This window comes from Streptomyces sp. NPDC008092, assembly GCF_042957285.1.
Lineage (GTDB): Bacteria > Actinomycetota > Actinomycetes > Streptomycetales > Streptomycetaceae > Streptomyces.
Genome location: NZ_JBIBHY010000011.1, coordinates 271,708 through 295,524, shown reverse-complemented (window position 1 = coordinate 295,524; position 23,817 = coordinate 271,708). Strand labels below are relative to the sequence as shown.

The 23,817-nt window shown below is 71.0% G+C and carries 23 protein-coding genes; 13 read left to right on the top strand and 10 right to left on the bottom strand.

Annotated features, from left to right (window positions below; translation table 11 throughout):
* The first annotated feature begins 221 nt into the window (after window positions 1–221).
* From sigE to ACFZB3_RS33330, 5 genes are all read left to right on the top strand, one after another.
* The gene (gene sigE / locus ACFZB3_RS33350) at window positions 222–938 is read left to right on the top strand and encodes an RNA polymerase sigma factor SigE (protein WP_089098938.1); all 717 of its coding nucleotides are present in this window, start codon (window positions 222–224) and stop codon (window positions 936–938) included.
* Window positions 935–1,900: a zf-HC2 domain-containing protein gene (locus ACFZB3_RS33345; protein ID WP_391382002.1), complete on the top strand. Its 966-nt coding sequence runs from the start codon at window positions 935–937 to the stop codon at window positions 1,898–1,900. Before sigE ends, ACFZB3_RS33345 begins: the two co-directional genes overlap by 4 nt.
* A gap of 157 nt (window positions 1,901–2,057) precedes the next feature.
* On the top strand, window positions 2,058–2,663 hold the full coding sequence (locus ACFZB3_RS33340) for a trypsin-like peptidase domain-containing protein (protein ID WP_391382000.1): 606 nt from the start codon (window positions 2,058–2,060) through the stop codon (window positions 2,661–2,663).
* Between the two features lie 201 nt (window positions 2,664–2,864).
* Window positions 2,865–3,311: a sec-independent translocase gene (locus ACFZB3_RS33335; RefSeq protein ID WP_391381998.1), complete on the top strand. Its 447-nt coding sequence runs from the start codon at window positions 2,865–2,867 to the stop codon at window positions 3,309–3,311.
* 239 nt (window positions 3,312–3,550) lie between these two features.
* Complete coding sequence (locus tag ACFZB3_RS33330) at window positions 3,551–4,222, top strand: hypothetical protein (RefSeq protein ID WP_391381996.1); 672 nt, start codon at window positions 3,551–3,553, stop codon at window positions 4,220–4,222.
* A gap of 52 nt (window positions 4,223–4,274) precedes the next feature.
* Here the strand turns inward: ACFZB3_RS33330 and ACFZB3_RS33325 are convergent, their stop codons facing one another.
* Window positions 4,275–6,836 carry a DUF6185 family protein gene (locus ACFZB3_RS33325; protein WP_391382175.1) on the bottom strand — a complete coding sequence of 854 codons (2,562 nt, stop codon included), beginning with the start codon at window positions 6,834–6,836 and terminating at the stop codon, window positions 4,275–4,277.
* A gap of 207 nt (window positions 6,837–7,043) precedes the next feature.
* On the opposite strand from ACFZB3_RS33325, the gene ACFZB3_RS33320 reads away from it, so the two are divergent.
* A complete protein-coding gene (locus ACFZB3_RS33320; protein ID WP_391381994.1) occupies window positions 7,044–7,418 on the top strand; it encodes a hypothetical protein in 375 nt (124 codons plus the stop codon).
* 52 nt (window positions 7,419–7,470) lie between these two features.
* On the opposite strand, the gene ACFZB3_RS33315 is transcribed toward ACFZB3_RS33320, so the two are convergent.
* From ACFZB3_RS33315 to ACFZB3_RS33305, 3 genes are read right to left on the bottom strand one after another with little or no spacing between them, the layout of a single operon-like run.
* Window positions 7,471–8,604 carry a P-loop NTPase gene (locus tag ACFZB3_RS33315; protein WP_391381992.1) on the bottom strand — a complete coding sequence of 378 codons (1,134 nt, stop codon included), beginning with the start codon at window positions 8,602–8,604 and terminating at the stop codon, window positions 7,471–7,473.
* A gap of 43 nt (window positions 8,605–8,647) precedes the next feature.
* Complete coding sequence (locus ACFZB3_RS33310; protein WP_391381990.1) at window positions 8,648–9,244, bottom strand: DUF1003 domain-containing protein; 597 nt, start codon at window positions 9,242–9,244, stop codon at window positions 8,648–8,650.
* Entirely contained in the window at window positions 9,234–10,556 is a 1,323-nt protein-coding gene (locus tag ACFZB3_RS33305; RefSeq protein ID WP_391381988.1) for a magnesium transporter MgtE N-terminal domain-containing protein, read from the bottom strand. Before ACFZB3_RS33305 ends, ACFZB3_RS33310 begins: the two co-directional genes overlap by 11 nt.
* A gap of 199 nt (window positions 10,557–10,755) precedes the next feature.
* Between ACFZB3_RS33305 and ACFZB3_RS33300 the strand changes: the two genes are divergently transcribed.
* Window positions 10,756–11,481, top strand: coding sequence for a hypothetical protein (locus ACFZB3_RS33300; RefSeq protein WP_391381986.1), 726 nt, complete (start codon window positions 10,756–10,758; stop codon window positions 11,479–11,481).
* 60 nt (window positions 11,482–11,541) lie between these two features.
* On the opposite strand, the gene ACFZB3_RS33295 is transcribed toward ACFZB3_RS33300, so the two are convergent.
* The gene (locus tag ACFZB3_RS33295; protein WP_391381984.1) at window positions 11,542–12,054 is read right to left on the bottom strand and encodes a hypothetical protein; all 513 of its coding nucleotides are present in this window, start codon (window positions 12,052–12,054) and stop codon (window positions 11,542–11,544) included.
* Between the two features lie 24 nt (window positions 12,055–12,078).
* A complete protein-coding gene (locus ACFZB3_RS33290; RefSeq protein ID WP_391381982.1) occupies window positions 12,079–13,209 on the bottom strand; it encodes a CorA family divalent cation transporter in 1,131 nt (376 codons plus the stop codon).
* 486 nt (window positions 13,210–13,695) lie between these two features.
* On the opposite strand from ACFZB3_RS33290, the gene ACFZB3_RS33285 reads away from it, so the two are divergent.
* From ACFZB3_RS33285 to ACFZB3_RS33270, 4 genes are all read left to right on the top strand, one after another.
* On the top strand, window positions 13,696–14,292 hold the full coding sequence (locus ACFZB3_RS33285; RefSeq protein ID WP_391381980.1) for a suppressor of fused domain protein: 597 nt from the start codon (window positions 13,696–13,698) through the stop codon (window positions 14,290–14,292).
* A 175-nt stretch (window positions 14,293–14,467) separates the two neighbouring features.
* Window positions 14,468–15,109, top strand: a complete 642-nt coding sequence (locus tag ACFZB3_RS33280; RefSeq protein ID WP_391381977.1) for a DUF6758 family protein — start codon at window positions 14,468–14,470, stop codon at window positions 15,107–15,109.
* Between the two features lie 235 nt (window positions 15,110–15,344).
* Window positions 15,345–16,202, top strand: coding sequence for a PHP domain-containing protein (locus tag ACFZB3_RS33275; RefSeq protein ID WP_391381975.1), 858 nt, complete (start codon window positions 15,345–15,347; stop codon window positions 16,200–16,202).
* Window positions 16,203–16,255: 53 nt separating this feature from the next.
* A complete protein-coding gene (locus ACFZB3_RS33270) occupies window positions 16,256–16,861 on the top strand; it encodes a MarC family protein (RefSeq protein WP_391381973.1) in 606 nt (201 codons plus the stop codon).
* Window positions 16,862–17,022: 161 nt separating this feature from the next.
* Here ACFZB3_RS33270 and ACFZB3_RS33265 read toward each other — a convergent pair whose 3' ends face one another.
* Window positions 17,023–17,175, bottom strand: coding sequence for a hypothetical protein (locus ACFZB3_RS33265; protein ID WP_089098921.1), 153 nt, complete (start codon window positions 17,173–17,175; stop codon window positions 17,023–17,025).
* 170 nt (window positions 17,176–17,345) lie between these two features.
* Here ACFZB3_RS33265 and ACFZB3_RS33260 point away from each other — a divergent pair, with 170 nt between their 5' ends.
* The gene (locus tag ACFZB3_RS33260) at window positions 17,346–18,239 is read left to right on the top strand and encodes an NYN domain-containing protein (RefSeq protein WP_391382173.1); all 894 of its coding nucleotides are present in this window, start codon (window positions 17,346–17,348) and stop codon (window positions 18,237–18,239) included.
* Window positions 18,240–18,408: 169 nt separating this feature from the next.
* Here ACFZB3_RS33260 and ACFZB3_RS33255 read toward each other — a convergent pair whose 3' ends face one another.
* Window positions 18,409–19,299: an alpha/beta fold hydrolase gene (locus ACFZB3_RS33255; RefSeq protein ID WP_391381970.1), complete on the bottom strand. Its 891-nt coding sequence runs from the start codon at window positions 19,297–19,299 to the stop codon at window positions 18,409–18,411.
* A gap of 130 nt (window positions 19,300–19,429) precedes the next feature.
* A complete protein-coding gene (locus ACFZB3_RS33250) occupies window positions 19,430–22,105 on the bottom strand; it encodes a DEAD/DEAH box helicase (RefSeq protein ID WP_391381968.1) in 2,676 nt (891 codons plus the stop codon).
* A gap of 552 nt (window positions 22,106–22,657) precedes the next feature.
* Here ACFZB3_RS33250 and ACFZB3_RS33245 point away from each other — a divergent pair.
* Window positions 22,658–23,404 (top strand): ferritin-like fold-containing protein, encoded by a 747-nt coding sequence (locus ACFZB3_RS33245; protein WP_391381966.1) that lies wholly within the window; start codon window positions 22,658–22,660, stop codon window positions 23,402–23,404.
* Between the two features lie 66 nt (window positions 23,405–23,470).
* Here ACFZB3_RS33245 and ACFZB3_RS33240 read toward each other — a convergent pair whose 3' ends face one another.
* Window positions 23,471–23,743, bottom strand: a complete 273-nt coding sequence (locus ACFZB3_RS33240) for a hypothetical protein (RefSeq protein WP_391381963.1) — start codon at window positions 23,741–23,743, stop codon at window positions 23,471–23,473.
* Window positions 23,744–23,817: the final 74 nt, after the last annotated feature.

Genomic DNA, 23,817 nt, shown 5'->3' with positions numbered 1-23,817 from the left:
AGAGGGGTGGAAGACAAGGCGGGGGGACACGAATGGATCACGGCGCGGAGACGGCGGCCGACCACCTGCTGTCGCAGCTGGATGAGCCGTACCAGCACAGATCAAATTCTTGTAAAACCGCTTATCCGGTGCTAACGGGCGAGGTGGCTATGGTAGGGGCTCCACTGGACACCACCAGAGCCGACAGGGGAGGTGCGGCCGCGCCTGGGGATCGGGGAGGAGTGCTGCGGCGCTTTCTCGGATCGGCAGGCAGGCCGAAATCCGTGAACGACACCGCTGCTGACCCAAGCCACGCCGCCGCGCTCGCCATGGGCGAGGACCGGACCGCGACCTTCTCCACCGACGCGGACGGGCAGGCATGGACTCCGCCCACGTGGGAGGAGATCGTCAGCACACACAGCGGCCGCGTCTACCGCCTGGCCTACCGACTGACCGGTAACCAGCACGACGCCGAGGACCTCACCCAGGAGGTCTTCGTCCGCGTCTTCCGCTCCCTGTCGACCTACTCGCCGGGCACCTTCGAGGGCTGGCTGCACCGCATCACCACCAACCTGTTCCTCGACATGGTCCGCCGCAAGCAGCGCATCCGCTTCGACGCCCTCGGTGAGGACGCGGCCGAGCGCCTGCCCAGCCGCGAGCCCACCCCCTCGCAGGCCTTCAACGACGCGCACTTCGACGCCGACGTCCAGCAGGCCCTGGACACCCTCGCGCCCGAGTTCCGCGCCGCCGTCGTGCTCTGCGACATCGAGGGCCTGTCCTACGAGGAGATCGCCGCGACCCTCGGCGTGAAGCTCGGCACGGTCCGCTCCCGTATCCACCGCGGCCGCTCCCAGCTCCGCAAGGCCCTCGCGCACCGCTCCCCGGAGGCCCGCAAGGCCGAGCGCCGTTCCTTCGTGCCCCGTGTTCCCGCACTGGGAGGAGGGGGCGCGACCGCGTGAGTGGATCACGACCGAAACCGGCCGAGCGACAGCTCGCCGAGCAGCACCTGGGAGACCGACTCTCCGCCCTGGTGGACGGAGAGCTCGGTCACGAGACGCGTGAGCGCGTCCTGGCCCACCTGGCGACCTGCGCCCGGTGCAAGGCCGAGGCGGACGCCCAGCGCGCCCTGAAGAGCGTCTTCGCGGCGGCCGCCCCGCCGCCGCCCTCCGAGAGCTTCCTGGCCCGCCTGCAGGGGCTGCCCGCGGGCGGCGACCCGGACGGCGGAGGTTCGCCGTTCGGCGGGGGAGACCCCTCGGGACGCGGACCCGACAGCGGGGTCTTCGGCATGAGCCAGGACGACCGCTTCGAGTTCGGCTACGTCCCGGCCCGCCCGCACGACCCGGCCGCGGCCGCCGGCCGGGGCTTCCGCATCCACCCCGTCGGCCGCCCGGACGGCGACCGCTCCGCCTCGCGCGGCATGCGGTTCGCGTTCGTCGCCGCCGGCGCGGTCTCGCTCGCCGCCGTCGCCCTCGGCGGCGTCACCGCGGGGCTCCCCGGCACCCCGGCCGCCGACGCCCGCACCGGTGGCGGCAGCGTCGCCCCGGCCGGCACGGCGGGCTCGGGCACGGCCGGTACCGCCGACACGCAGCGCCGCCGCCTGCTCACCCCGCTGCTGTCGTCCGGCACGCTGCTCGGCGGCGCTCCCGCCATGCCCACCTCGGTGTCCGCGCCGCTGCTGCCCGGAGTGCCCTCCCCGGCCGCCGCACAGCAGAAGCTGCGGGAACTGACCGCACCGGTGATGGCCGGCGCGGCCGCGGTCTCCCCGCTGATACGACCGCTGAGCACCAACCCGCCGTTCGCCCTCACCTCGTGGACCACCGTCCCCGAGGCGACCGGCACCAGCCTGCTCGCCGCACCCGTCCCCGACACGACCTCCGCCCCTTCCCCGTCCCCGTCCCGCTCCTCCCGCGCGGCCCGCTGACCGGTCGCTGCCCACCTGCTGAACGCCCCTGCGCGGCGACTCGCGAACCTGGTTGAATCCTGTGAGCCAGCCATGTCCGTGACACCACCGCGGGCACGGAGCCGACCTTCCGCGAGCCCGCCCGTGCACAGGGCCGCGGTGAGCCCGCGAGGAGACCATGGACGAGGGGATACCGACGGCGCCGGCGGCTTCCGGCGACACCACCGGCAGCGTTCCGTCCCTCCCGCAGGGCGATGCGGCCGCGGTCCAGCGGCGGCGGTCGCGGAGCCGGCGGACGTTCGCCGCGGGGGCGCTGGCGCTCTCCCTGCTCTGCGCCGCGGCCGGCGCGCTCATCGGCGGCTGGCTGGAGCACACCGGCGGTCCGGAGGCCGTACAGCTGCCCCGGTCCGGTCCGTTCCAGCCGGGTCCCCCGCCGCCCGGGCGGCCGCCCGGCAGCGCCGCCGGGATCGCCGCGCGGGCACTGCCCAGCGTCGTCACCCTGCGCGTCACCGGCACCGGCACCGGCGAGCAGGCCACCGGCACCGGCTTCGTCCTCGACACCCGTGGGCACATCCTCACCAACAACCACGTCGTCGCCCCCGCGGCCGCCGCGGGCGGCCGGATCACCGTGACGTTCTGCAGCGGAGCCACCGCCCGGGCGACCGTCGTCGGCCGGGACACCGGCTACGACCTCGCCGTCGTCCAGGTGCACGGCGTGCAGGACCTCACTCCGCTGCCGTTCGACGGCCCCCCTGCCGGCTCCGACTCTTCGGACAGGAACTGACAGAAACGTCACAGGCAGGGCCTCGCTCGTGCCCCGACTAGGCAAACAACCCGGAAAACCGGTCGTACACACGCAGTCGGACACCTCGGGGCGGTACCGGTCGGACAGGTGCGCCGGGTACCGTGGACCCGGCCCGGACCACGGAACAGCCGCAACAGCGACCGGAGGGCCGAGGACCGAGGACATCGCAAGGAGCTTCAGGTGTTCAATGACATAGGACCACTAGAGCTGGCGACGATCGTCGTGCTCGCCGTGCTCGTCTTCGGTCCGGACAAGCTCCCGAAGGTCATCCAGGACGTCATGCGGACCATCCGCAAGATCCGGGAGTTCTCGGAGAGCGCCAAGGAAGACATCCGGCAGGAACTCGGCCCGGAGTTCAAGGACTTCGAGCTGGAGGACCTCAACCCGAAGACCTTCATCCGCAAGCACCTGGACAGCGACGAGCTGGGGCTGAAGGAGATCCGCAACGGCTTCGACCTGAAGAAGGAGATGGCCGAGGTCACGGACGCGGTGCACGGCCGCGAGACCGACGCCTCGCCGTCGTCCTCCGGGAGCGGTTCTTCGGGGAGCGGCCGGATCGACATGACCAAGAAGCCGGAGGACCCGGGCAAGGACGACCGTCCGCCGTACGACGCGGACGCCACCTGAGCCCGGATCCACCGACCCGCGCATGAGCGGCGCACGTGACGCGTTTCATACCGCGTGTGCGCCGCTCATACGTCTCTTACGGCCCGAACCAGCCGCCCGTGCGACCCACGCACCGGGCGGTTTCGCGGCTGGTCCCAGCGGTGTCGATATGCTGCCGAGTTGTTGTGCGGACCGGACGAGTGCGCCCGAAGGGGGGCGGGCCGCCCCGGACCGACGAGAGCTAGGAGGCGTCCGGGCAGATGGAGACGACAAGTCGGGTGGACGGACAGGCGCCGGTCGTGGAGGGCGAGCAGCAGGCCCCCTCCGCCCGCCGCACGGTCGACGGCTACCTGGAGGCGCCCTTCCCCTGGTACGGCCTCGACGAGGCGTTCACGGGGCCGCGCTGGCTGATGCAGGTGGGTACGGCGGCCGACGGTGCGGTGGAGCACGGGTCGATCGGGCACGGCGACGAGCCGTCGGTGCGCAACGAGCATCTCGCCGCGGCCGTCGGTGAGCCGCGGGAGAAGTTCGCGGTCGTCGTGACCGTGGCGGCGAATCCGTCGCGGCGGAGCGCCGACGGGACGGGGCTGCTGGAGGCGACGTCGGTGTCGTCCGCCGCGTGGCTGGCCGGGGTCGGGCTGCTGTCCTTCACGTGGCCGGGCCAGATGGACCACAGCCTGCGGGACGACTGGCTGGAGCAGCAGACCGAGACGGCGTGGGAGCTGGCCGACGAGCTGGCCGGGCCGGAGTGGTCGACGCTGTCGCTGCCGGTGGACGGGGTGGCGACGCCGTTCCACTACCGGGAGTCGGAGTTCGGGTGGGTGCTCGCCGGGTCCACGGCGGAGGGGGTGCACCTCGGGGCGTACGGGCGGGGGATGTCCGCGTACGGACTGGGGTTCGCGATGATCAAGGATGTTGCCGCGTACGCCTAGGGGGAGCGGGCCCTGGCGCGAGTCGCGCGCCCGGGCCCAGGCGCATGCTGCCTCAGCCGCGGGCCAACGTATGCCAGAGCCCCACGGCTGCCACTACTTGGGCCACGATCCAGGTGACGTGTGTCGAGAAGCCCCGCACCTGGTAGATCGACAGAAGCAGGGCGACTCGACTGCTCCACAAGTCCTGCTCGTGCTTGAAGGTCGCCGTGTCCAGCCAAATGCCGGTGAGTGCGAGCGTGATGAGCATGAGCAGGAGATAGAGAAGTACGTGGCCGAAGGGTGCATCGGTGATCCTGATGATCAGCAGTGCGAGGCAGATTGGCATCGCGGATGCCAATGTCAGGCTCCAGGCGCGTACCGGACTGCGATGGCCGGGCAACAGGCGCCACAACGCCCCGAGGGCGAATCCGGCGCCGGTCCAGGCCAGCTGATAGAGAAAGAAGCTCGCGACGAATTCCGGAATCCCGGTGGCCTGGTAGGTGTATTGCATAACATTCCGGTCGTCCTGTAGATCGAGAAACACAAGGGCCGCACTGGCCGGGATTCCGAAACAGAACGCCAGGCGTGCGGCATGCACGGCATTCGACCACCAGTGTCCCTGTGGACCCCAGGCGAGCGCGACGTCCAGTACGGAAATGTACTCGGGCGGACTCTCCCCGCCGCACGCGTCGACCAGCCATCGATGCAGTCCATGCAGCTCGTCCTCCAGCTGCTGACGTGTAGCGCTGCCCCCATGGCCCTGGTCCAACAGGTGCAGCTGGTGGTTCAGGCTCCGATAGCGCTGCGCCTTCGACAGCAGTTCGGGTCGGCGCTTCTTGCTGTTCAGTTGCCTTCCGTGGAAGCAGGCTCGCAACTGGCCCAATACCGAGTATCGTCGGCCCATAGCGAGAACCAAGTACAGCGAGCCGATGTTCAGCGGGATCCAGGCGCTGCCGTACAAGGCGCTGGCACCTGCGAAGTTTCCCCCTGGCACGCCCACGAGGAAGGCGAATACGGCCGCGATCAGCAGGAGGTCGGGAGTTCCCGGCCACAAAGAGGCCTGCTCCTGATTGCTCCGAGCCTGCTCCTGCTGTGTCCTGACGCGAAGATACAAAAGCGCCACCAAAGCGACCACGGTCAGGATCCAGCTGTGCGAGAAGACCCAAAGCAGGTCGGCGAAGGAGAAATCCGCCATGAGTTGGTTGACGTACGGAGCCTTGGCGAACGAGCCACCGCCAGTGAGCCAACTGGCGCGCGTCCACTGCCGATAACTTGACCACAAGGCGCACCCGAGCAGGGCCAACGCGACCCCCGTCAGCAGGATTCCGAGCGTTGCGGTGCAGCGGCCCGGCGCGCGATCCCATGCGGCGGCCCAGGTACGTGCCAGACCTCCCTCGCGTGCAAAGCGCCAGGCCCAGGCGGTCATCGCGGCGAGCCACAACCACACGGTCGCCAGTCCCAGCAATGTGAGCCCCAATAGGCCCAGAGCGGTCGGTGGTGCTTTCGGCACCAGGTTCGCCGGCAAGCCGAAGAGCGCATGGCCCAGGAGCACCAGCAGACCGACGGCCACGGCCACGCCCGCGGCCACGGCTACGGCGTGGATCTGGCGGCGCTGGACATCATCCGGATCAGCGGCCCCCTCCGCCTCTGTGTCTGCCGCGACGGGTGACCCGCCGCGCTTCCAGGGGCGGGCGACGAAGAGCAGAGCCAGACCTGCGCCCATGCAGATGAGGTTGCGCCACTTGTGGGGGATGGAATTCTCGGGAATGACCAGAATCAACGTAACGACAACGGCTGTGCTGAGCACGGCCCATTGGAGCATCGTCCCCACAGGACTGTCGATTCGGATGACGCCGGACCGCAACCCGGGTGTCCGCGAACTCTGGCCTGATGAGCCTTGGGCGGCGGAAGGGTACGACTGCCGGCCGCGAAGTGCGGCCAGCGCCATCACGCAGGAAGCGGACACCCACCACGTGGCGACACCCGCTTTACTCAGGAACGACTCAGTGAAAACCAGTGTCACGGAATGCTGGAGGGGAATATCGAAATCGACCTTGACGTCTTTGGGCATTTCATGGTCCCACTCCAGTCCGTTCGCGTCCGAATATTTCACATCCCGTGTGGAGTGATTGTCGAAGTCTAGTCCGTCCAGTTGCACTCCGATATGCTTCCAGGCGAACCCGTCGAGGCTCGGCGGTTGAAGCGCGACCTCCCAATGGTGTTTTTTCAGAGCCGTAATCCGCCAAGGGCCGAGCTGGAAGATGCCGTATCTGTCAATCCAGGTGTATGCGTCGTACTGTACGGTGACCAGGCCGTCCTTTGCGGTCACTCTTGGGTTGCTGGACCGCCATTCTCTGTCACTCGCCACGCCCTTTTTTCCGAGCAGCAGGCAGTGTATTGCCCTTCGGTAATCCCCGGAACTCTCGCTGAATGTGAGATTCTTGGCAAGGTCCCATTTCATGGGCACCTTGACCGTCATGGCGGAATACATCTTGATGTAAGTCTGGTGGTGCTGTGAGAACCGGATGTCTGCGGTCACCTCGCTCGCCCGAAGTTGATCCGTCAAGCAGAGGTCGGGGCTGCCTTCCTGTGCCTCCGCAGGGGGGCACCCCCACCACACCACCGCCAACACCATCAGCGACACCAGTCGCCACCACCTGATCTCCGGCAAGTTCCAGCACCTCCTGCTGGAGAATTTAGACACGCGTTCCACGCGTCACACCCAGGCGCACTGCGGAGCAGGGATAACCCCACCCCTTCGTCCCAGTCTCCCGAATTGCAGGAAAGCAGTCAGTGACTGATAATGGAATCCGATCACCGTCAGCTATTCGACGGAGGGGTTATGGCTGACATAAACGTTTCCGCACCGAGAATTTCGCTTCCCGGTTTCGAGGAGGCCGAGGCGCTAGGCCCTCAGGACGCCGAGTTCGTGCGGGATCTGGCCGCGGTACTGGCCAAGCACGGCAACCTGAACCGGTTCGGTCTGTGTCTGCTGCACGATCATTTCCCGATCGCTGCCGACGAGGTGCTGGTGGAGACCAACGACCCCCGAACCCGCACCCTCCACGCCCATGTGGAGAAGGCGGACGGGAGTCGGCACATCAAGGCGTCGCAGTGGCGGTTCCTGCCGCATACCGAGGCGGCTGAAGGCGGCCGTTATCAGGTGATCCAACTGTGCACCCCGCTCGACCTCTGCCCGGGACGGGCGTCGGAGTAGCGCGAAGGGGGCGCCGTCCGTCACGGACAGCGCCCCCTTCGTCGTAGCGGCTCTAGAACTTGTTGCGCGGCGTGATGCCCAGGGACATGCCCGAGAGGCCTCGCTGCCTGCCGCCGAGCTTGCCGGCGATGCCGAGCAGGGCCGCGCCGGCCGGGCTGTCCGGGTCCGTCAGGACCACCGGCTTGCCCTCGTCGCCGCCTTCCCGGAGGCGGACGTCGATCGGGATCGAGCCCAGGACCGGAACCGTCGCACCCGTCGTACGGGTCAGGCCGGCGGCGACGGTCTGACCGCCGCCGGTGCCGAAGACGTCGACCATCTCGCCGCAGTGCGGGCAGGGCAGGCCGGACATGTTCTCGACGACGCCGACGATCTTCTGGTGGGTCTGGACCGCGATGGAACCGGCGCGCTCCGCGACCTCCGCCGCCGCCTGCTGAGGCGTCGTCACGACCAGGATCTCGGCGTTCGGGACCAGCTGGGCGACCGAGATGGCGATGTCGCCGGTGCCGGGCGGGAGGTCGAGGAGGAGGACGTCCAGGTCGCCCCAGTAGACGTCCGCGAGGAACTGCTGGAGAGCGCGGTGCAGCATCGGGCCGCGCCAGACGACCGGGGCGTTGCCCGAGATGAACATGCCGATGGAGATGACCTTCACGCCGTTGGCCGACGGCGGCATGATCATGTTCTCGACCTGGGTCGGGCGGCCGTCCGCGCCGAGCATGCGCGGCACGGAGTGGCCGTAGATGTCCGCGTCGACCACACCCACCTTGAGGCCGTCGGCGGCCATCGCGGCGGCGAGGTTGACCGTCACCGACGACTTGCCGACGCCGCCCTTGCCGGAGGCGACCGCGTAGACGCGGGTGAGGCTGCCGGGCTTGGCGAAGGGGACCTCCCGCTCGGTCTGGCCGCCGCGCAGGGCGCTGGCCAGCTCCTTGCGCTGCTCGTCGCTCATCACGTCCAGGGTGACGTCGACCCGGGTGACGCCCTCGACCCGGGAGACCGCGTCGGTGACGCGCTGGGTGATCGTGTCCCGCATGGGGCAGCCGGAGACCGTCAGGTACACGGTGACCGCGACCGCGCCGTCCTCCCCGATGGCCACCGATTTGACCATCCCCAGTTCGGTGATGGGTCGGTTGATCTCGGGGTCGTTCACCGTCGCCAGTGCCTCGCGCACCGCGTCTTCGCTAGCCATACCCCCGATGGTACGGCGCGGCGCATCGCCCCTATAACGCCCCTCAGCGGTCGTCTACGTCACGCCCCGGCGACCGTTCTGCCGGGAATACGGCGTGTTCGTGATGCCCGTCCCGCCGCTCGTCGATGTCCTTCAGCAGGTCCTGGAGCTCGGAGCGGATCCAGTCCCGGGTCGCCACCTCGCCCAGGCCCATGCGCAGGGCGGCGATCTCCCGGGTGAGGTACTCGGTGTCGGCGATGGACCGCTCGTTCTGCTTGCGGTCCTGTTCGAGGTTGACCCGGTCGCGGTCGTCCTGCCTGTTCTGCGCGAGCAGGATCAGCGGGGCCGCGTAGGAGGCCTGCAGGGACAGGGCCAGGGTCAGGAAGATGAACGGGTACTCGTCGAAGCGGAGCCCGCCGGGCGCCGAGATGTTCCAGATCACCCAGAGGATGATCACGAACGTCATCCAGACGATGAACCGTCCGGTGCCCAGGAAGCGGGCGATGCGCTCGGAGAGCCGTCCGAAGGCCTCCGGGTCCCACTCGGGCAGCAGCCTGCGCCGCGGCGCGCGCGGCTGGTCCAGGCGGTGACCGCGCGACCGGCCGGCCGCGGTGGCGCCCGACGGCGTCCGCTCACGGGTGCTCTCGCGCTCAGGCGCCATGGCTCCCCGCCCCCTTCTTCTCCGCCGCCGCCGTCTGCTCCTTCTGCTCCGCCTCGTCCAGGTGGAACTCGGTCTCCCGCCAGTCCTCCGGCAGCATGTGGTCGAGGACGTCGTCCACGGTCACCGCGCCGAGGAGCGACCCCGCCTCGTCCACCACCGGCGCCGCGACCATGTCGTACGTGGCGAAGAACCCGGCGATGACCGGGAGCGTGGCGTCGGGGGCGAGGGGTTGCAGGTCGTCGTCGCCGACCAGCGAACTGACGAGGGTGTACGGGGGATCGCGCAGCAGCCGCTGGAAGTGCACGGTGCCCAGGTACTTGCCGGTCGGGGTCTCGTCGGGCGGCCGGCAGACGTAGACCTGGGCGGCGAGGGCCGGGGAGAGGTCGGCGTTGCGGACCCGGGCGAGGGCGTCGGCGACGGTGGCGTCCGGGCGCAGGACGATCGGCTCGGTGGTCATCAGACCGCCCGCCGTGTGCTCCTCGTACGACATCAGGCGCCGCATCTCGGCCGCGTCCGCCGGCTGCATCAGGCTCAGCAGCCGTTCCTTGTCCTGTTCGGGGAGTTCGGCGAGCAGGTCGGCCGCGTCGTCCGGGTCCATGGCCTCCAGGATGTCCGCCGCCCGCTCCTCCTTCAGCTTGCCGAGGATCTCGATCTGGTCGTCCTCGGGAAGCTCTTCGAGGACGTCGGCCAGGCGGTCGTCGTCGAGGGCCGCGGCCACCTCGGCGCGGCGCTTGGCGGAGAGGTGGTGCAGCACGTTGGCGAGGTCGGCGGGGCGCAGCTGCTCGAAGGTGGCGAGCAGGCTCTCGGCGCCCTGGCCGTGCTCCTCCAGGGAGAACCCGGTGACCTGCGACCACTCGACGGTGAGCGTCTCCCCCCTGGCCCGGCGGAAGGCCCCCTTCTTCCCCTTGCGGACGAAGACCCGGTCCACCTCCCAGTCCCGGCGGGCCGGCAGCTGCTGCACGGCCAGGTCGAGGACGGTGACCTCCTCACCGGTCTCGGCCAGCTGGACGCGGCGGTCGAGGAGTTCGCCGAAGACCAGGCGTTCGGTGGGGCGCTGCTCGAAGCGGCGGACATTCAGCACGCCGGTGGTGATGACCTGGCCGGACTCGACGCCGGTCACCCGGGTCATGGGCAGGAAGATGCGGCGCCGGGTGGACAGTTCGACGACCAGGCCGAGCAGCCGGGGCGGGCGGCGGCCGACGCGCAGCATGACGACGAGGTCCCGGATACGGCCCACCTGGTCGCCGGTGGGATCGAAGGCGGGGACACCGGCGAGGTGCGAGACGAAGATGCGGGGAGCGCCGGCTGCCATGAAGTTGCTTCCTTTACCTACCGGAGTACCGCTTGCGTGGATTTCGGTCCCTTCTGCCCGCTCGGTGGGCTTCAGGCTAGCCCGTACCGATCGGATACGCCCTGGTGAGCGGTCCGGACGGACCGGCTCCGGCGGGCCGGTGGGGCACCGGTACGCTGCGGTACGCCCTGCCGGACCCCTCAGAAAGGTGGCCCCGTCCGTGACCGCGATCGCTCCGGGCCGTACTCGCCACGCAGCACTGGTCACCGCGGTGTGCGCCCTGGCCGTCCTCACCGGATGCGGCGGGGATCCGGACGCGGGCACGAACGGCGTGGGCAAGCTGGCGCCGGACGCGATCCAGTCGAGGACGCGGACGGCGGCGTCGTCGGTGGCGACGGTGCGGATGGCGGGGACCGTGGTCACGAGCGGGCGTACGTACGAGCTGGACATGCGCCTGAACAAGGCGGGCGGGACCGGGTCGGTCACCTCGAAGGGCTCGACGTTCCAGCTCCTGCGGGTCGGCGACACGCTGTATCTGCAGGCCGACGCGGGGTTCTGGAACCACGCGGACGGCAGCGACACGACCGCGGCGACCAAGCTCGACGGCAAGTACGTCAAGGTGCCGCGGACGGATCCCGCGTACAAGAAGTTCAGCGGCTTCACGGACAAGGACGTTCTCCTCTCGGGCCTGCTGACCCTGCACGGCTCGCTCGCGACGGCCGGTCATCACGAGCAGTCGGGTACCCGCACGATCCGCATCACCGGCGACGGCGGCTCCGGCGGCACCCTCGACGTCTCCCTGGAGGGCAAGCCGTACCCCCTGCGCCTGGAACGCGGCGGTGGCGCCGGCACCCTCACCTTCTCCGACTGGGGTAAGGACTTCAGCGTGGTCGAACCGGAGAAGGGTGAGACGGTCGACTACGGGAAGCAGCTTCCGGCGTCGTAGCGGCGGTGCAGCGGCGGTGGGACGGGGCGCGGCGGTTCGCGAACCCGGCCCGGGCGTCGGCTACTTGGCCTTCCGGCGCCTCGACAGCAACCGCGGCAGGGCGGCCGGGACCGGGCGCCGGGTCGTTGCGGGGGAGGAGAGCGGGGGCGCTGCCAGGTTCCCTTCCGGCAGGGGCGAGGTCGTCCCCGTCGGTGTCAGGCGCAGCACCCGGCACTCCCTCGCCCAGCGGTCGGTCATCGCCTCGCCGTCGGGGGCGTTGAGGCGTTTGCCCTTCAGTTCCGCCACCGCCGCGTCCCACTCCGGGCTGCCGGCCCGCAGTTCGGTGACCGCCGCGGTCCAGGTGACCAGTCGGCCCCCCTTGTCCTTGCTGCGGACGGTCACCTCCGCCGACCCGCCGTCGGCCAGTTCACCCAACGGCTGCTCGGCCCCGTCACCGACCAGGCACACGCCCCCGTCGGCCCACACGTGCCACACCGCACGCGCCGTCGCGGTCCCGGCGCCCCGCACCCAGATGAGGCCGGACTTCTTCGTGGCCTCCTCGACGAGGGCCTGGCCGAGCAGCTCGCTTGTCATGGCGACCAGCCTATCCAGGCCCGATCACAGCCAGCCGTTGCGCTTCAGCGTGCGGTGGATGCCGAGGCAGATCACCCCGGTGATGGCCATGATCACCGGGTAGCCGTAGCGCCAGTGCAGCTCCGGCATGTACTTGAAGTTCATGCCGTACACACCGCACACCATCGTCGGTACGGCGATGATCGCGGCCCAGGACGTGATCTTGCGCATGTCCTCGTTCTGTGCGACGGACGCCTGCGCGAGGTTGGCCTGGAGGATCGAGTTGAGGAGTTCGTCGAAGCCGACGACCTGCTCCTGGACCCGGGCGAGGTGGTCGGCCACGTCCCGGAAGTACTTCTGGATGTCGGGGTCGACGAGCCGCATCGGCCGCTCGCTCAGCAGCTGCATGGGGCGCAGCAGGGGCGAGACCGCGCGCTTGAACTCCAGTACCTCGCGCTTGAGTTGGTAGATCCGCGCCGAGTCGACACCGCGGGAGACACCGCCCCTGCGGCCCGGCGTGAAGACCTCGGTCTCCACCTCGTCGATGTCGTCCTGCACCGCGTCGGCGACGGCGACGTAGCCGTCCACGACGTGGTCGGCGATCGCGTGCAGCACGGCCGAGGGGCCCTTGACGAGCAGCTCGGGGTCGTCCTGGAGCCGGTGCCGCAGCGCCCGCAGCGAGCCCTGCCCGCCGTGCCGGACGGTGATGAAGAAGTCCCGGCCGGTGAAGCACATGACCTCGCCGGTCTCCACCACCTCGCTGTTGGCGGTGAGCTGGTCGTGCTCGACGTAGTGGATGGTCTTGAAGACGGTGAAGAGGGAGTCGTCGTACCGCTCCAGCTTCGGCCGCTGGTGGGCCTGCACGGCGTCCTCCACGGCCAGCGGGTGGAGCCCGAACTCGCTTGCGATACCGGCGAATTCGGCCTCGGTCGGCTCGTGCAGGCCGATCCAGACGAACCCGCCGTCGCGGCGCACCAGCCGCATCGCCTCGTGCGGGGTCAGCGGTTTGCCGGTCTCGACGCGGGCGCCGTCCCGGTAGACGGCGCAGTCGACGACGGCCGAGGGCGTGCCGGGGTCGCGGGTGGTGTCGTAGGCGCCGTTGTCCGGCCGCAGGCTCTTGCGCAGCGAGGGGCGGGAAGGGCGGACCACGGCACGGAGGTCGCGGATCATCGACATGGGCAGGCTCCTTCGCGACAGGCAGCGGAAGTCCGCCGAGGAACGGGTGGAACTACCCGGAATGAGGACGTCCTGGCTTCGGATGTTTGGCACGTCCACAAAGCGGGGAGCACCGCACCGTTGCGGTGGCGACTTCGCTACTGATTCAGATCAGACGAACGGATCCAGACAGATCCGGAACGGACCGGTCAGAGGGATCAGGCAAGCGAAACGAAGTGCTCTTCCGAACGACAACGCGCACGACAAGGCGGGCAGCCAGCCAGAGAAGAAATCAGAGGCCGGAAGAGCGAGTGGTACTGCACGGGTGACTTCGATCCATGACAGCCCCACCTCCTCCAGCCGGTCCCTCGTAAGGGAGTCCTGTCGGTGTCGGGGTCTGACCGCGACGCACTGCGTGCTGCCCCGAACCACCGCGGTCAGAGTAGCAGCAGCCCTCAGTGTCAAGGCGCGGCTTTGCCCGGTACTGACGAGTTCTATGCTCACGACATGGCTGAAGTTCTTCCTCTGGTCGAGGCCCGGTTGACCACCGCACTGGGCGAACCGGACGCGCGCGCGGCGGTCACCTTCCTCGGTACGGACCGCATCGAGGTGCTCCGCTTCCACGAGGACCTCCAGGGCGAGAACGTCGTCCGCTACGCCACGCTCGGCATGTCCGCGCACCCCATGGCCGACCCCACCGCGACGGTCGCGGACCCCGTCGAGGGACCGCGCGCCGAGCTGGTCCTGTCGGTCCGGGCCGGGCTCGCCGAGACCGACAAGGTGCTCCGCGCGCTCGCCGTGCTCGCCGCGTCCCCGCAGGTGGAGGGCCTGGTCGTCACGCCCGGCGCATCGCTGGACGTGGGCGGCCCGCTGTGGCCGGGCGCGCCCTTCACCTCCGTCCTGGTCGGCGAGCCGGGCGGTCTCGTCGAGGATCTGGAGCTGGACGATCCCCTCGACCCCGTACGGTTCCTGCCGCTGCTGCCGATGACGCCGAACGAGGCCGCCTGGAAGCGGGTGCACGGCGCCGGGGCCCTCCAGGAGCGCTGGCTCGCCAACGGGGCCGACCTCCGGGACCCGCACCGGAAATCCGTCCCGCTGGACTGACGCGGGGGTGAGGAAGCTCACCAAGCGGCATCAGTGGTCGGCCAGTTGGCGGAGACGGTGACGCCGGCGCCGGTGGCGGGCCGCGCGCAGGGAGCCGTCCAGCCCACGCCGCCGCGTGCGCTGGACGGGTGATCGTCCTTGACGTGGGGGATCCGGGGTAGGACCGTGGGGCTCTATGAGGGGCGAACCCAGTTGCCCGAAGTGTGGTGGCCGGGTCAGGGCTCCCGGACTCTTCGCCGACACCTGGCAGTGCGATGTCCACGGGACCGTGCATCCGGTACAGCCCGTGATCCCGCCCAGCGTCGAGGCCCTCGGTGTGGTGGTGCACCGCACCCAGGTTCCGGTGTGGATGCCCTGGCCGCTGCCGGTCGGCTGGCTGTTCACGGGCGTGGCGTGCGCCGGTGACGACCGCAGCGGCGGCCGCGCGACCGCCGTGGCCTGCTCCGGACCCGCGCCGCTCGGCGGCATAGGGGAGATGATCCTGGTCGCCGAGGAGCTGGGAGTCGGCCTCGGCGCCCGGTACGCGGGGATCGACGGACCGGACCCCGGGCCGTACATGAACGTGGAGAAGCCGCCCCAGGCGAAGGTCCTGGCGGCAGGCCGGCCCACGCCGCTGTGGCATGTCTCCGGGGCACCCGACGACCGGGCCGTCTTCGCGGGCGAGGCACGGGGGCTCTGGCTCTGGATCGTGGTGTGGCCCGAGCAGACGGGGCTGCTGATGTACGACGAGCTGGTGCTGACCGATCTGCGGGACGCGGGGGCAGAGCTGGACCTGGTGCCCTGCGGGGCGCTGTCGCCGCGGTTGCTGGAGCCGTAGAGCCGTAGAGCCGTAGAGTCGTAGCGCCGTAGCGCCGTAGGCGCCGTAGAGCCGGTGCGATCGTCGTCCGCGGGCCCGTGGGGGCCGGTCGCGCGGTTCCCCCCGCCCCTTTGGGGCGCGTTGCCTGTGCGTCCGCTGTACGGGGCGCCCCTGGCATTCGGGTGTGACAGGGCACCCGCTGTCGGCCGCTATCCTTGACGCGTCCCTTCCGTACCGTCCCGCTGGAGCCTGTGTCGTGCGCATCGATCTGCACTGCCACTCCACCGCCTCCGACGGTACGGACACCCCGGCCGAGCTGGTGCGCAACGCCGCCGCTGCCGGTCTCGACGTCGTCGCGCTGACCGACCACGACACCACCCGCGGGTACGCCGAGGCCCTCGCCGCGCTGCCCGAGGGGCTCACGCTGGTCACCGGGGCCGAGCTGTCCTGCCGGGTCGACGGCGTCTCCATGCACATGCTGGCCTACCTCTTCGACCCCGAGGAGCCCGCCCTGCTCGCCGAGCGCGAGCTGGTCCGCGACGACCGGGTGCCGCGCGCCCAGGGCATGGTCGCCAAGCTGAACGCGCTGGGCGTGCCGGTCACCTGGGAGCAGGTGCTGCGGATCGCCGGGGACGGTTCGGTCGGGCGGCCGCACGTCGCCTCCGCGCTCGTCGAGCTCGGTGTCGTACCGACCGTGAGCGACGCCTTCACCGAGGAATGGCTGGCCGATGGCGGCCGGGCCTTCGTGGAGAAGCACGAGACCGACCCCTTCGAGGCGATCCGGCTGGTCAAGGGCGCCGGCGGGGTCTGCGTCTTCGCGCACCCTGCCGCCGCCAAGCGCGGACGTACGGTCCCCGAGCGGGCGATCGCCGAGATGGCCGCGGCCGGTCTCGACGGCATCGAGGTCGACCACATGGACCACGACGAGGACACCCGCGCACGGCTGCGGGGGCTCGCCGGGGAGCTGGGGCTGCTGGTCACGGGGTCGTCCGACTACCACGGCAGCCGCAAGACGGTGACCCTGGGCGAGTACACCACCCATCCCGAGGTGTACGGCGAGATCACCCGCCGGGCGACCGGTGCGTTTCCCGTCCCGGGGACCGGCGGAGCCTGAGGCCCGTCCTCGCCCGCCCGTTCCCCTCCTCCCGCAAGGCCTGTAGCACCCCCATGTTCGATCTCGCCGTCTTCGGCTCCCTCTTCCTGACCCTCTTCGTCATCATGGATCCCCCGGGGATCACCCCGATCTTCCTCGCCCTCACCGCCGGGCGGCCCGCCAAGGTGCAGCGGCGGATGGCCTTCCAGGCCGTGTGCGTGGCGGGCGGTGTGATCACGGTCTTCGGGCTGCTGGGGCACCAGATCCTGGACTACCTGCACGTCTCCGTGCCCGCCCTGATGATCGCGGGCGGGCTGCTGCTCCTGCTCATCGCCCTGGACCTGCTCACCGGCAAGAACGACGAGCCGAAGCAGACCAAGGACGTCAACGTGGCGCTGGTGCCGCTGGGCATGCCGCTGCTGGCCGGCCCCGGTGCGATCGTGTCGGTCATCCTCGCCGTGCAGAAGGCCGACAGCGTGGCCATGCAGGTGTCCGTGTGGACCGCGATCCTCGCCATCCATGGCGTGCTGTGGCTGGTGATGCGCTACTCGCTGCTGATCATCCGGGTCATCAAGGACGGCGGCGTGGTCCTGGTGACGCGGCTCGCGGGCATGATGCTCTCCGCGATCGCCGTGCAGCAGATCATCAACGGCGTCACCCAGGTGATCAAGGGCGCGTAGCGCCACGCGGCGGGCCGGTGAACGCAGAACCCCCGCACGGCGTCGGTGCCGTACGGGGGTTCTGAAGACTGTGCGGTGCTCCGCGCGTCGTCGGTCTGGCTGCTCTCGTCTGTCGTTGTCGCGTCGTCCTGGGGCGTCTTGTGGCGCCCTGTGCCGTCCTGTTACGAAGCCTGGGTCTCGGCCGGTCGGATCCACAGGCGCTGCCCCACGGCGGCGGCCTGCTGGACGATCCTGCTGACGGAGGCGGCGTCCACGACAGTGCTGTCCACGGTGGTGCCGTCGACCTCGTCGAGTCGCATGATTTCGAAGCGCATGGCCTCTCCCTTCGTCGTCGTGTTCCGTAGGAGTCAACGGCTTGCGTGTTACAAACATTCCCTACGCTAAAGAAATTTTTCGAACGTCTAATTACCGACCGGTAAGAGTGTGCAGGAGACTGACCGGGACCGGTTGTGTTCGCAGCGTGACCGCCGGGACAATGGAGGCGATGAACGACGACCTCGCCGCCCTCCAGTCCCGTGTCGACCGCACGAACGAGCTGCTCACCCGCATGCTCGCCGAAGTGGCCAAGACGCCCTCGACGCACGCCATCTTCGTGGACGCGGGCTACCTCTACGCGGCCACGGGCCGGCTCGTCGCCGGGACGGAGGACCGCCGCGCCTTCGACCTCGACGCCGAAGGGCTCATCGAGGCGCTCATCGACAAGGCGCGCCAGATCTTCGCCGACAGCAGGCTGCTGCGCGTCTACTGGTACGACGGCGCCCGCCGCCGCATCCACACCGCCGAGCAGCAGGCCATCGCCGAACTCCCCGACGTCAAGGTCCGCCTCGGCAACCTCAACGCCAACAACCAGCAGAAGGGCGTCGACTCCCTGATCCGCACGGACCTGGAGTCACTCGCCCGGCACCGCGCCATCAGCGACGCGGCCCTGCTCGGCGGCGACGAGGACCTGGTCTCGGCCGTCGAGGCCGCCCAGGGCTACGGCGCCCGCGTCCACCTCTGGGGCATCGAGGCCCCCGAGGGCCGCAACCAGGCCGAGCCGCTGCTCTGGGAGGTCGACAGCCAGCGCACCCTCGACCTTGAGTTCTTCAAGCCGTACGTCTCCAGACGCGCCGCCCCCGCCTACGAGGCCGGCGCCACCCGACCCACCCGTGAGGACGTCCGGTTCGTCGGCGCGCAGATCGCCGCGAAATGGCTGTCCGCACGGGGCCGGGAGTCGCTCGTCGAACTGCTGCCCGGCCACCCCTACCTGCCGGGCTCCGTCGACCAGGACCTCCTCGTCGAGGCCGAGGGGCTGCTCCAGTACTCCCTGCGCGGCCAGGCCGACCTCCGCCGCGCCCTGCGGGACGGCTTCTGGGAGCACCTCCAGACGCAGTACTAGGCGCAGACGCGGTACCAGGGGTGCAGACGTAGTACCGGGCGCGGGCGCAGTACCAGGCGCAGTACCAGGCGCAGTACCGGGCGCAGTACCAGGCGCAGGCGCAGTGCCGGGTGCTCCGCCGGGACTGCCGTGCGGCGCCGGCGTTCGTCCCCGGCGCCGTCGAGGCTGCTCAGACCTGGTCCCGGGCGCCGTCCCAGAAGTCCGCGATCGCCTCGGCGGTGGCGGCCGGCCGGTCGGTGTTGGGCGAGTGCTCCGCCCCCTCGACGACCGTCCGGTGCGCCCGCAGCCGCAGCGCCATGTCGTCCAGCAGCGGTACCGGCCAGGTGTCGTCCCGCGCGCCCGACAGGACGTGGAACGGCAGCGGTACCGCGGCGAGTTCCGCGACGCGGTCCGGCTCGGTGCACAACTGGCGGCCGGTGGCGAGGAGTTGGGCCGGCTTGTTGCCCAGCCAGCGGCGCCGCAGATCCTCGCCGTCCTCCAGACCCTCCTCCGGCCCGTCCGGTTCCTCTAGCTCCTCCGGTGCCTCCATGGCCTGCATGGCGTCCCACACCTCGGCCATCGACATCACGGCCAGCGCGTCCCGCAGCAGCTTCACGCGCTGCTGCTGGGAGGAGGAGATCTGCGCCGGGCCCGAGGCCATCAGGGTCAGCGAGCGGAACGGCGTGCGGTCGAGGAGCACGGCCGCGCGGGCGATCTGGCCGCCGAGGGAGTGCCCCAGCAGATGCACCGGCCGGCCCGCCCCGACCACCGCCGCCTGCGCGAGCACGTCCCGCGCGAGCTCCTCCTGGGCGTACGCCGACTCGTCGTCCACCGGCCCGTCCGACTCGAACTGCCCGCGCCCGTCCACGGCGACCGTCCGGTACCCGCGCCGGGCCAGCGGCACGTGCAGCCGGTTGAAGTCCTCCTTGCTCCCGGTGAACCCGGGCAGCAGCAGCGCGACCCCCCTGGGCTCGACCCCGGCGGCCACGGGCGCGTCGACGACGGCGAACTCACCCCGGCCGGTGGCGAGTGCGTACGCGCGGGCGCCGGCGGGCGGGACGAAGGTAGGAGGCCTGCTCATGGGGGAGAGGGTATCCGGAGCGGGGTGACCGGCCGGGAGCCGGTGGGTGAATCCCGGCGCCGGGGCGAGAGGTGCGGAAACGCCGACGGCCCGGACCACACGGGGTGTGGTCCGGGCCGTCCTGCGGTGCTCAGGCCTCCGGGGCCGCGGCGGTCGCCTTCCGGGTCCGGCGGGCCTTCGGCTTCGCCTCCGCGTCGGCCGCCTCGGCGGATCCTGCGGTCCCGGCAGCCTCGACGGACTCGGCCGCCTTGCGGGTGGTGCGTCGCCTCGGCTTCGCCTCCGGCTCCTCCGTGGCCTGCGCCGGGATCTCCGCGGTGGCGGCGGCTGCCGTCTTGCGGGTGCGGCGGGGCTTGGCCTCGGTGGCTTCGGCGGTGTCGACGGCGGCCTCGGCCGCCTTCCGGGTGCGGCGCGGCTTGGGCTCGGCCTCGGCCTCGGCGGTCTCCGGGGCGGCGGCCGCCGTCTTCCGGGTCCGGCGGGGCTTCGCCTCGGTGACCGCCTCGGCCGTCTCCGGCTCGGCGACGGTCGCCGCCGCCTTGCGGGTGCGCCGCGGCTTGGCCTCGACGGACTCGACGGATTCGACGGTGTCCACCGCGGCTTCGGCGGCGGCTGCCGTCTTCCGCGTGCGGCGCGGCTTGGCCGCCGCTTCGGCCTCGGCCGTCTCCGGGGCGGCGGCTGCCGTCTTGCGGGTGCGGCGGGGCTTGGCCTCGGTGGCTTCGGCGGTGTCGACGGCGGCCTCGGCCGCCTTCCGGGTCCGGCGCGGCTTGGGCGCGGCCTCGGCCTCCGCCTCGGCGGTCACCGGCTGCGGCGCGGCCACCGCGGGCTCGGCCGGCTCGACGGCCTTGCGGGTGCGGCGGCGGGCCGGGGCCACCGGGGCCTCGACGGTCTCCGCCGCAGCCTCCGCGACCTCCGTCACGGGCTCGGCGGCCTTGCGGACACGGCGACGCGGCTTGGTCTCGACCGCCTCGGCGGTGTCCACCGCGGCCTCGGCGGCCGCGGCCGTCTTCCGCGTGCGGCGCGGCTTCGGCTCCGCCACGGTCTCGACCGCCTCGACGGCTGCCGCGGGGGCGGCCGCCTCGGGAGCCTCGGCCGTCTTGCGGGTACGGCGGCGGGCGGGGGCTGCCGGTGCCTCTCCGGCATCCGGAGCCTCGGTCACCACCGGCGTCGCCTCCGCGACCGGCGCGGCCTCCGCGGACCTGCGGGTGCGACGGCGGCGCGGCTTCTCCGCCGCGGCCGGTTCCACGACGGCCTCGACGACGGCCTCGACCGTCTCGACGACGGTCTCCGGCGTCACGGTCACCGGGGCGGCGGCCGCCACCGGCTCCTGCGACGCACCGTTGCGGGTGCGGCGACGGCGGCGCGGGGTGCGGGTGGCCGCCGGCTCCGACGCCGCCAGGGCGTCGTCGGCGGAGGCGGGCGACGCGGACTCGGCGGCCGGCGCCGAGGACGCCGCCATACCGGAGGCCTGGTCCATCGCCGTACCGCCGCGCGTGCGACGGCGGCGGCGCGGAGTGCGGGCCGGACGCTCGCGCTCCTCGGTACGGGCCTCGTTGCGGGCGTCGTTGCGGGCGTCGCCCCGACCGCCCCGGCCACCGCGACCGCGGCCACCGCGGCCGCCGGTCTCGCCCAGGTCCTCCAGCTCCTCCGCGTCGAGCCCGGCGCGGGTGCGCTCCGAGCGCGGCAGGACACCCTTGGTGCCCGCGGGGATCTTCAGTTCCTCGAAGAAGTGCGGGGAGGTCGAGTACGTCTCCACCGGGTCGTGGAACTTCAGCTCCAGCGCCTTGTTGATGAGCTGCCAGCGCGGGATGTCGTCCCAGTCGACGAACGTGATCGCCGTACCCGACGCGCCCGCGCGGCCGGTACGGCCGACCCGGTGCAGGTACGTCTTCTCGTCCTCGGGGGACTGGTAGTTGATGACGTGCGTCACGCCCTCGACGTCGATGCCGCGCGCGGCGACGTCGGTGCAGACGAGGACGTCCACCTTGCCGTTGCGGAACGCGCGCAGCGCCTGCTCGCGGGCGCCCTGGCCGAGGTCGCCGTGGACGGCGCCGGAGGCGAAGCCGCGGCGCTGGAGCTGCTCGGCGATGTCGGCGGCGGTGCGCTTGGTGCGGCAGAAGATCATCGCGAGCCCGCGGCCCTCGGCCTGCAGTATGCGCGCGATCATCTCCGGCTTGTCCATGGAGTGCGCGCGGTACACGAACTGCGCGATGTTCGCGACGGTCGCGCCCTCGTCGTCCGGCGCGGTGGCGCGGATGTGGGTGGGCTGGCTCATGTACCGGCGCGCGAGGCCGATGACCGCGCCCGGCATGGTCGCCGAGAACAGCATGGTCTGGCGCTTGGCCGGCAGCATGTCGATGATCTTCTCGACGTCGGGCAGGAAGCCCAGGTCGAGCATCTCGTCGGCCTCGTCGAGGACGAGCGACTTGATGTGCTTGAGGTTGAGCTTCTTCTGGCCCGCGAGGTCGAGCAGACGGCCCGGGGTGCCGACGACGACGTCGACGCCCCTCTTCAGGGCCTCGACCTGCGGCTCGTAGGCACGGCCGCCGTAGATGGCGAGAACGCGTACGTTGCGGACCTTGCCGGCCGTCAGGAGGTCGTTGGTGACCTGGGTGCAGAGCTCGCGCGTGGGGACGACGACGAGCGCCTGCGGGGCGTCGGTGAGGGCCTCGGGGGCGGCGCGGCCGGCCTCCACGTCGGCGGGGACGGTGACGCGCTCCAGGAGCGGCAGACCGAAGCCGAGGGTCTTGCCCGTGCCGGTCTTGGCCTGGCCGATGACGTCGGTGCCGGACAGGGCGACCGGGAGCGTCATCTCCTGGATGGGGAAGGGGTTGATGATGCCGACGGCTTCCAGGGCCTCGGCGGTCTCGGGGAGGATTCCGAGTTCACGAAACGTCGTAGTCAGGGTGCTGCCTCTTCTGTGTGTCGCGGCGCGAGGCGAGCGCGGGGGGTCTTTGACGGACCGTGCCGGGGACGTCGGCTGCCTTACGTGCGGGCCGTGGGGGGCACGCCGTAGTGCACGGGACCTCTGCCGACGCTCTAGCGCTCGTACCGCTGAGGGTGTGTCCCTCCGGTCGTCGTACGCACAGTGCCGTACGAGCCGGGAGGGCTGTCGGGTCGGAGCCGATCGGGCCACCGACCGGGCATCCTCATACGTGCGGCCTGTCGAGGCACGTCGGAATTCGACGGCGTACCAGCAGGCGCATTACCACCATACCCCGGAATCGTGCACATGTGATGGCCGATTTGGTCACGTCGTGGTAGTCACAGTGGTTGACCAGGGGCTTCGCGGAGACTTCGGGTGGCCTGCCGGGACTTCCCCGGTGCTTCCCCAGGGCTCCCTCGGCGCGGCGGGCGGGCTATTGTGCGCTTCATGACGAGCTCTGACAAGCCTGAGACCGCCTCCGCCGAACCGACCGGTGTCGCCGCCCAGGACTGGGCGCAGGCGGCTGCCGACCCGCACTACCGTGCCGCGGTCGTGGACCTGCTCGGCGCCCTCGCGTACGGCGAGCTCGCGGCGTTCGAGCGGCTCGCGGAGGACGCCAAGCTGGCCCCCTCGCTGGTGGACAAGGCCGAGCTGGCGAAGATGGCGTCGGCCGAGTTCCACCACTTCGAGCGGCTGCGCAACCGGCTGACGGAGATCGGCGAGGACGCCACGCAGGCGATGGAGCCGTTCGTCGCGGCCCTCGACGGCTTCCACCGGCAGACGGCGCCGTCCGACTGGCTGGAGGGCCTGGTCAAGGCCTACGTCGGCGACTCGATCGCCAGTGACTTCTACCGGGAGGTCGCGGCCCGCCTCGACGCCGACACCCGCGAACTGGTGCTGGCCGTCCTCGACGACACCGGGCACGCCGGGTTCGCGGTGGAGCGGGTGCGTGCGGCCATCGACGCCGACCCGCGGGTGGGCGGCCGACTGGCCCTGTGGGCGCGGCGGTTGATGGGGGAGGCGCTGTCCCAGTCCCAGCGGGTGGTCGCCGACCGGGACGCGCTGTCGACCATGCTGGTCGGCGGAGTGGCCGACGGGTTCGACCTCGCCGAGGTGGGGCGGATGTTCTCCCGGATCACCGAGGCGCACACGAAGCGGATGGCTGCGCTGGGGCTGGCCGCGTAACGCCCTCCGGAGACACCACGGCGCCCCTTTCGGGGCGCTGCGGCTCAGGACGGCTGAGAGGTCCGGTTACGCCGGGATCGATCGTCGGCGGAGCCGACGGCCCGCCGGGCGGAGCAGCAGCGACAGGGACGCCGCCGAGACGATCGCCGCGCCCAGGAGAGTGACCAGGACCGTGCCGGGGCCGAGCGCGCTGTGGGTGACGAAGTCCCCGAAGAGGGCGCCCGCGACACCCGTGGAGAACACCAGCGGGCGGGCCGGGAGCCGGTGGGACAGCCGACTGGTCGCGGCCCACGACAGGGCCAGGCCGAGCAGAGCGGATCCAAGGACTTCCAGCAGCATCACGAGGGGTCCCTCCCACGGCCGGCCGGTGCTTCACGGTCGTAGCCCGTCATACCCGTGACCTGCGGAATGCA

What these genes read in the sequence shown, in the direction of transcription:
- ACFZB3_RS33250 (WP_391381968.1), bottom strand. Translation starts at nt 22,105, where the DNA reads ATGACGCTCCCGGTCGCCCTGTCCGGCACCGACGTCATCGGCCAGGCC.
- ACFZB3_RS33320 (WP_391381994.1), top strand. Translation starts at nt 7,044, where the DNA reads ATGGCTGACATAAACGTTTCCGCACCGAGAATTTCGCTTCCCGGTTTC.
- ACFZB3_RS33240 (WP_391381963.1), bottom strand. Translation starts at nt 23,743, where the DNA reads ATGCTGCTGGAAGTCCTTGGATCCGCTCTGCTCGGCCTGGCCCTGTCG.
- ACFZB3_RS33270 (WP_391381973.1), top strand. Translation starts at nt 16,256, where the DNA reads ATGTTCGATCTCGCCGTCTTCGGCTCCCTCTTCCTGACCCTCTTCGTC.
- ACFZB3_RS33330 (WP_391381996.1), top strand. Translation starts at nt 3,551, where the DNA reads ATGGAGACGACAAGTCGGGTGGACGGACAGGCGCCGGTCGTGGAGGGC.
- ACFZB3_RS33265 (WP_089098921.1), bottom strand. Translation starts at nt 17,175, where the DNA reads ATGCGCTTCGAAATCATGCGACTCGACGAGGTCGACGGCACCACCGTG.
- ACFZB3_RS33340 (WP_391382000.1), top strand. Translation starts at nt 2,058, where the DNA reads ATGGACGAGGGGATACCGACGGCGCCGGCGGCTTCCGGCGACACCACC.
- ACFZB3_RS33325 (WP_391382175.1), bottom strand. Translation starts at nt 6,836, where the DNA reads ATGGTGTTGGCGGTGGTGTGGTGGGGGTGCCCCCCTGCGGAGGCACAG.
- ACFZB3_RS33285 (WP_391381980.1), top strand. Translation starts at nt 13,696, where the DNA reads ATGGCTGAAGTTCTTCCTCTGGTCGAGGCCCGGTTGACCACCGCACTG.
- ACFZB3_RS33260 (WP_391382173.1), top strand. Translation starts at nt 17,346, where the DNA reads ATGAACGACGACCTCGCCGCCCTCCAGTCCCGTGTCGACCGCACGAAC.
- ACFZB3_RS33280 (WP_391381977.1), top strand. Translation starts at nt 14,468, where the DNA reads ATGAGGGGCGAACCCAGTTGCCCGAAGTGTGGTGGCCGGGTCAGGGCT.
- ACFZB3_RS33315 (WP_391381992.1), bottom strand. Translation starts at nt 8,604, where the DNA reads ATGGCTAGCGAAGACGCGGTGCGCGAGGCACTGGCGACGGTGAACGAC.
- ACFZB3_RS33290 (WP_391381982.1), bottom strand. Translation starts at nt 13,209, where the DNA reads ATGTCGATGATCCGCGACCTCCGTGCCGTGGTCCGCCCTTCCCGCCCC.
- ACFZB3_RS33255 (WP_391381970.1), bottom strand. Translation starts at nt 19,299, where the DNA reads ATGAGCAGGCCTCCTACCTTCGTCCCGCCCGCCGGCGCCCGCGCGTAC.
- ACFZB3_RS33295 (WP_391381984.1), bottom strand. Translation starts at nt 12,054, where the DNA reads ATGACAAGCGAGCTGCTCGGCCAGGCCCTCGTCGAGGAGGCCACGAAG.
- ACFZB3_RS33305 (WP_391381988.1), bottom strand. Translation starts at nt 10,556, where the DNA reads ATGGCAGCCGGCGCTCCCCGCATCTTCGTCTCGCACCTCGCCGGTGTC.
- ACFZB3_RS33310 (WP_391381990.1), bottom strand. Translation starts at nt 9,244, where the DNA reads ATGGCGCCTGAGCGCGAGAGCACCCGTGAGCGGACGCCGTCGGGCGCC.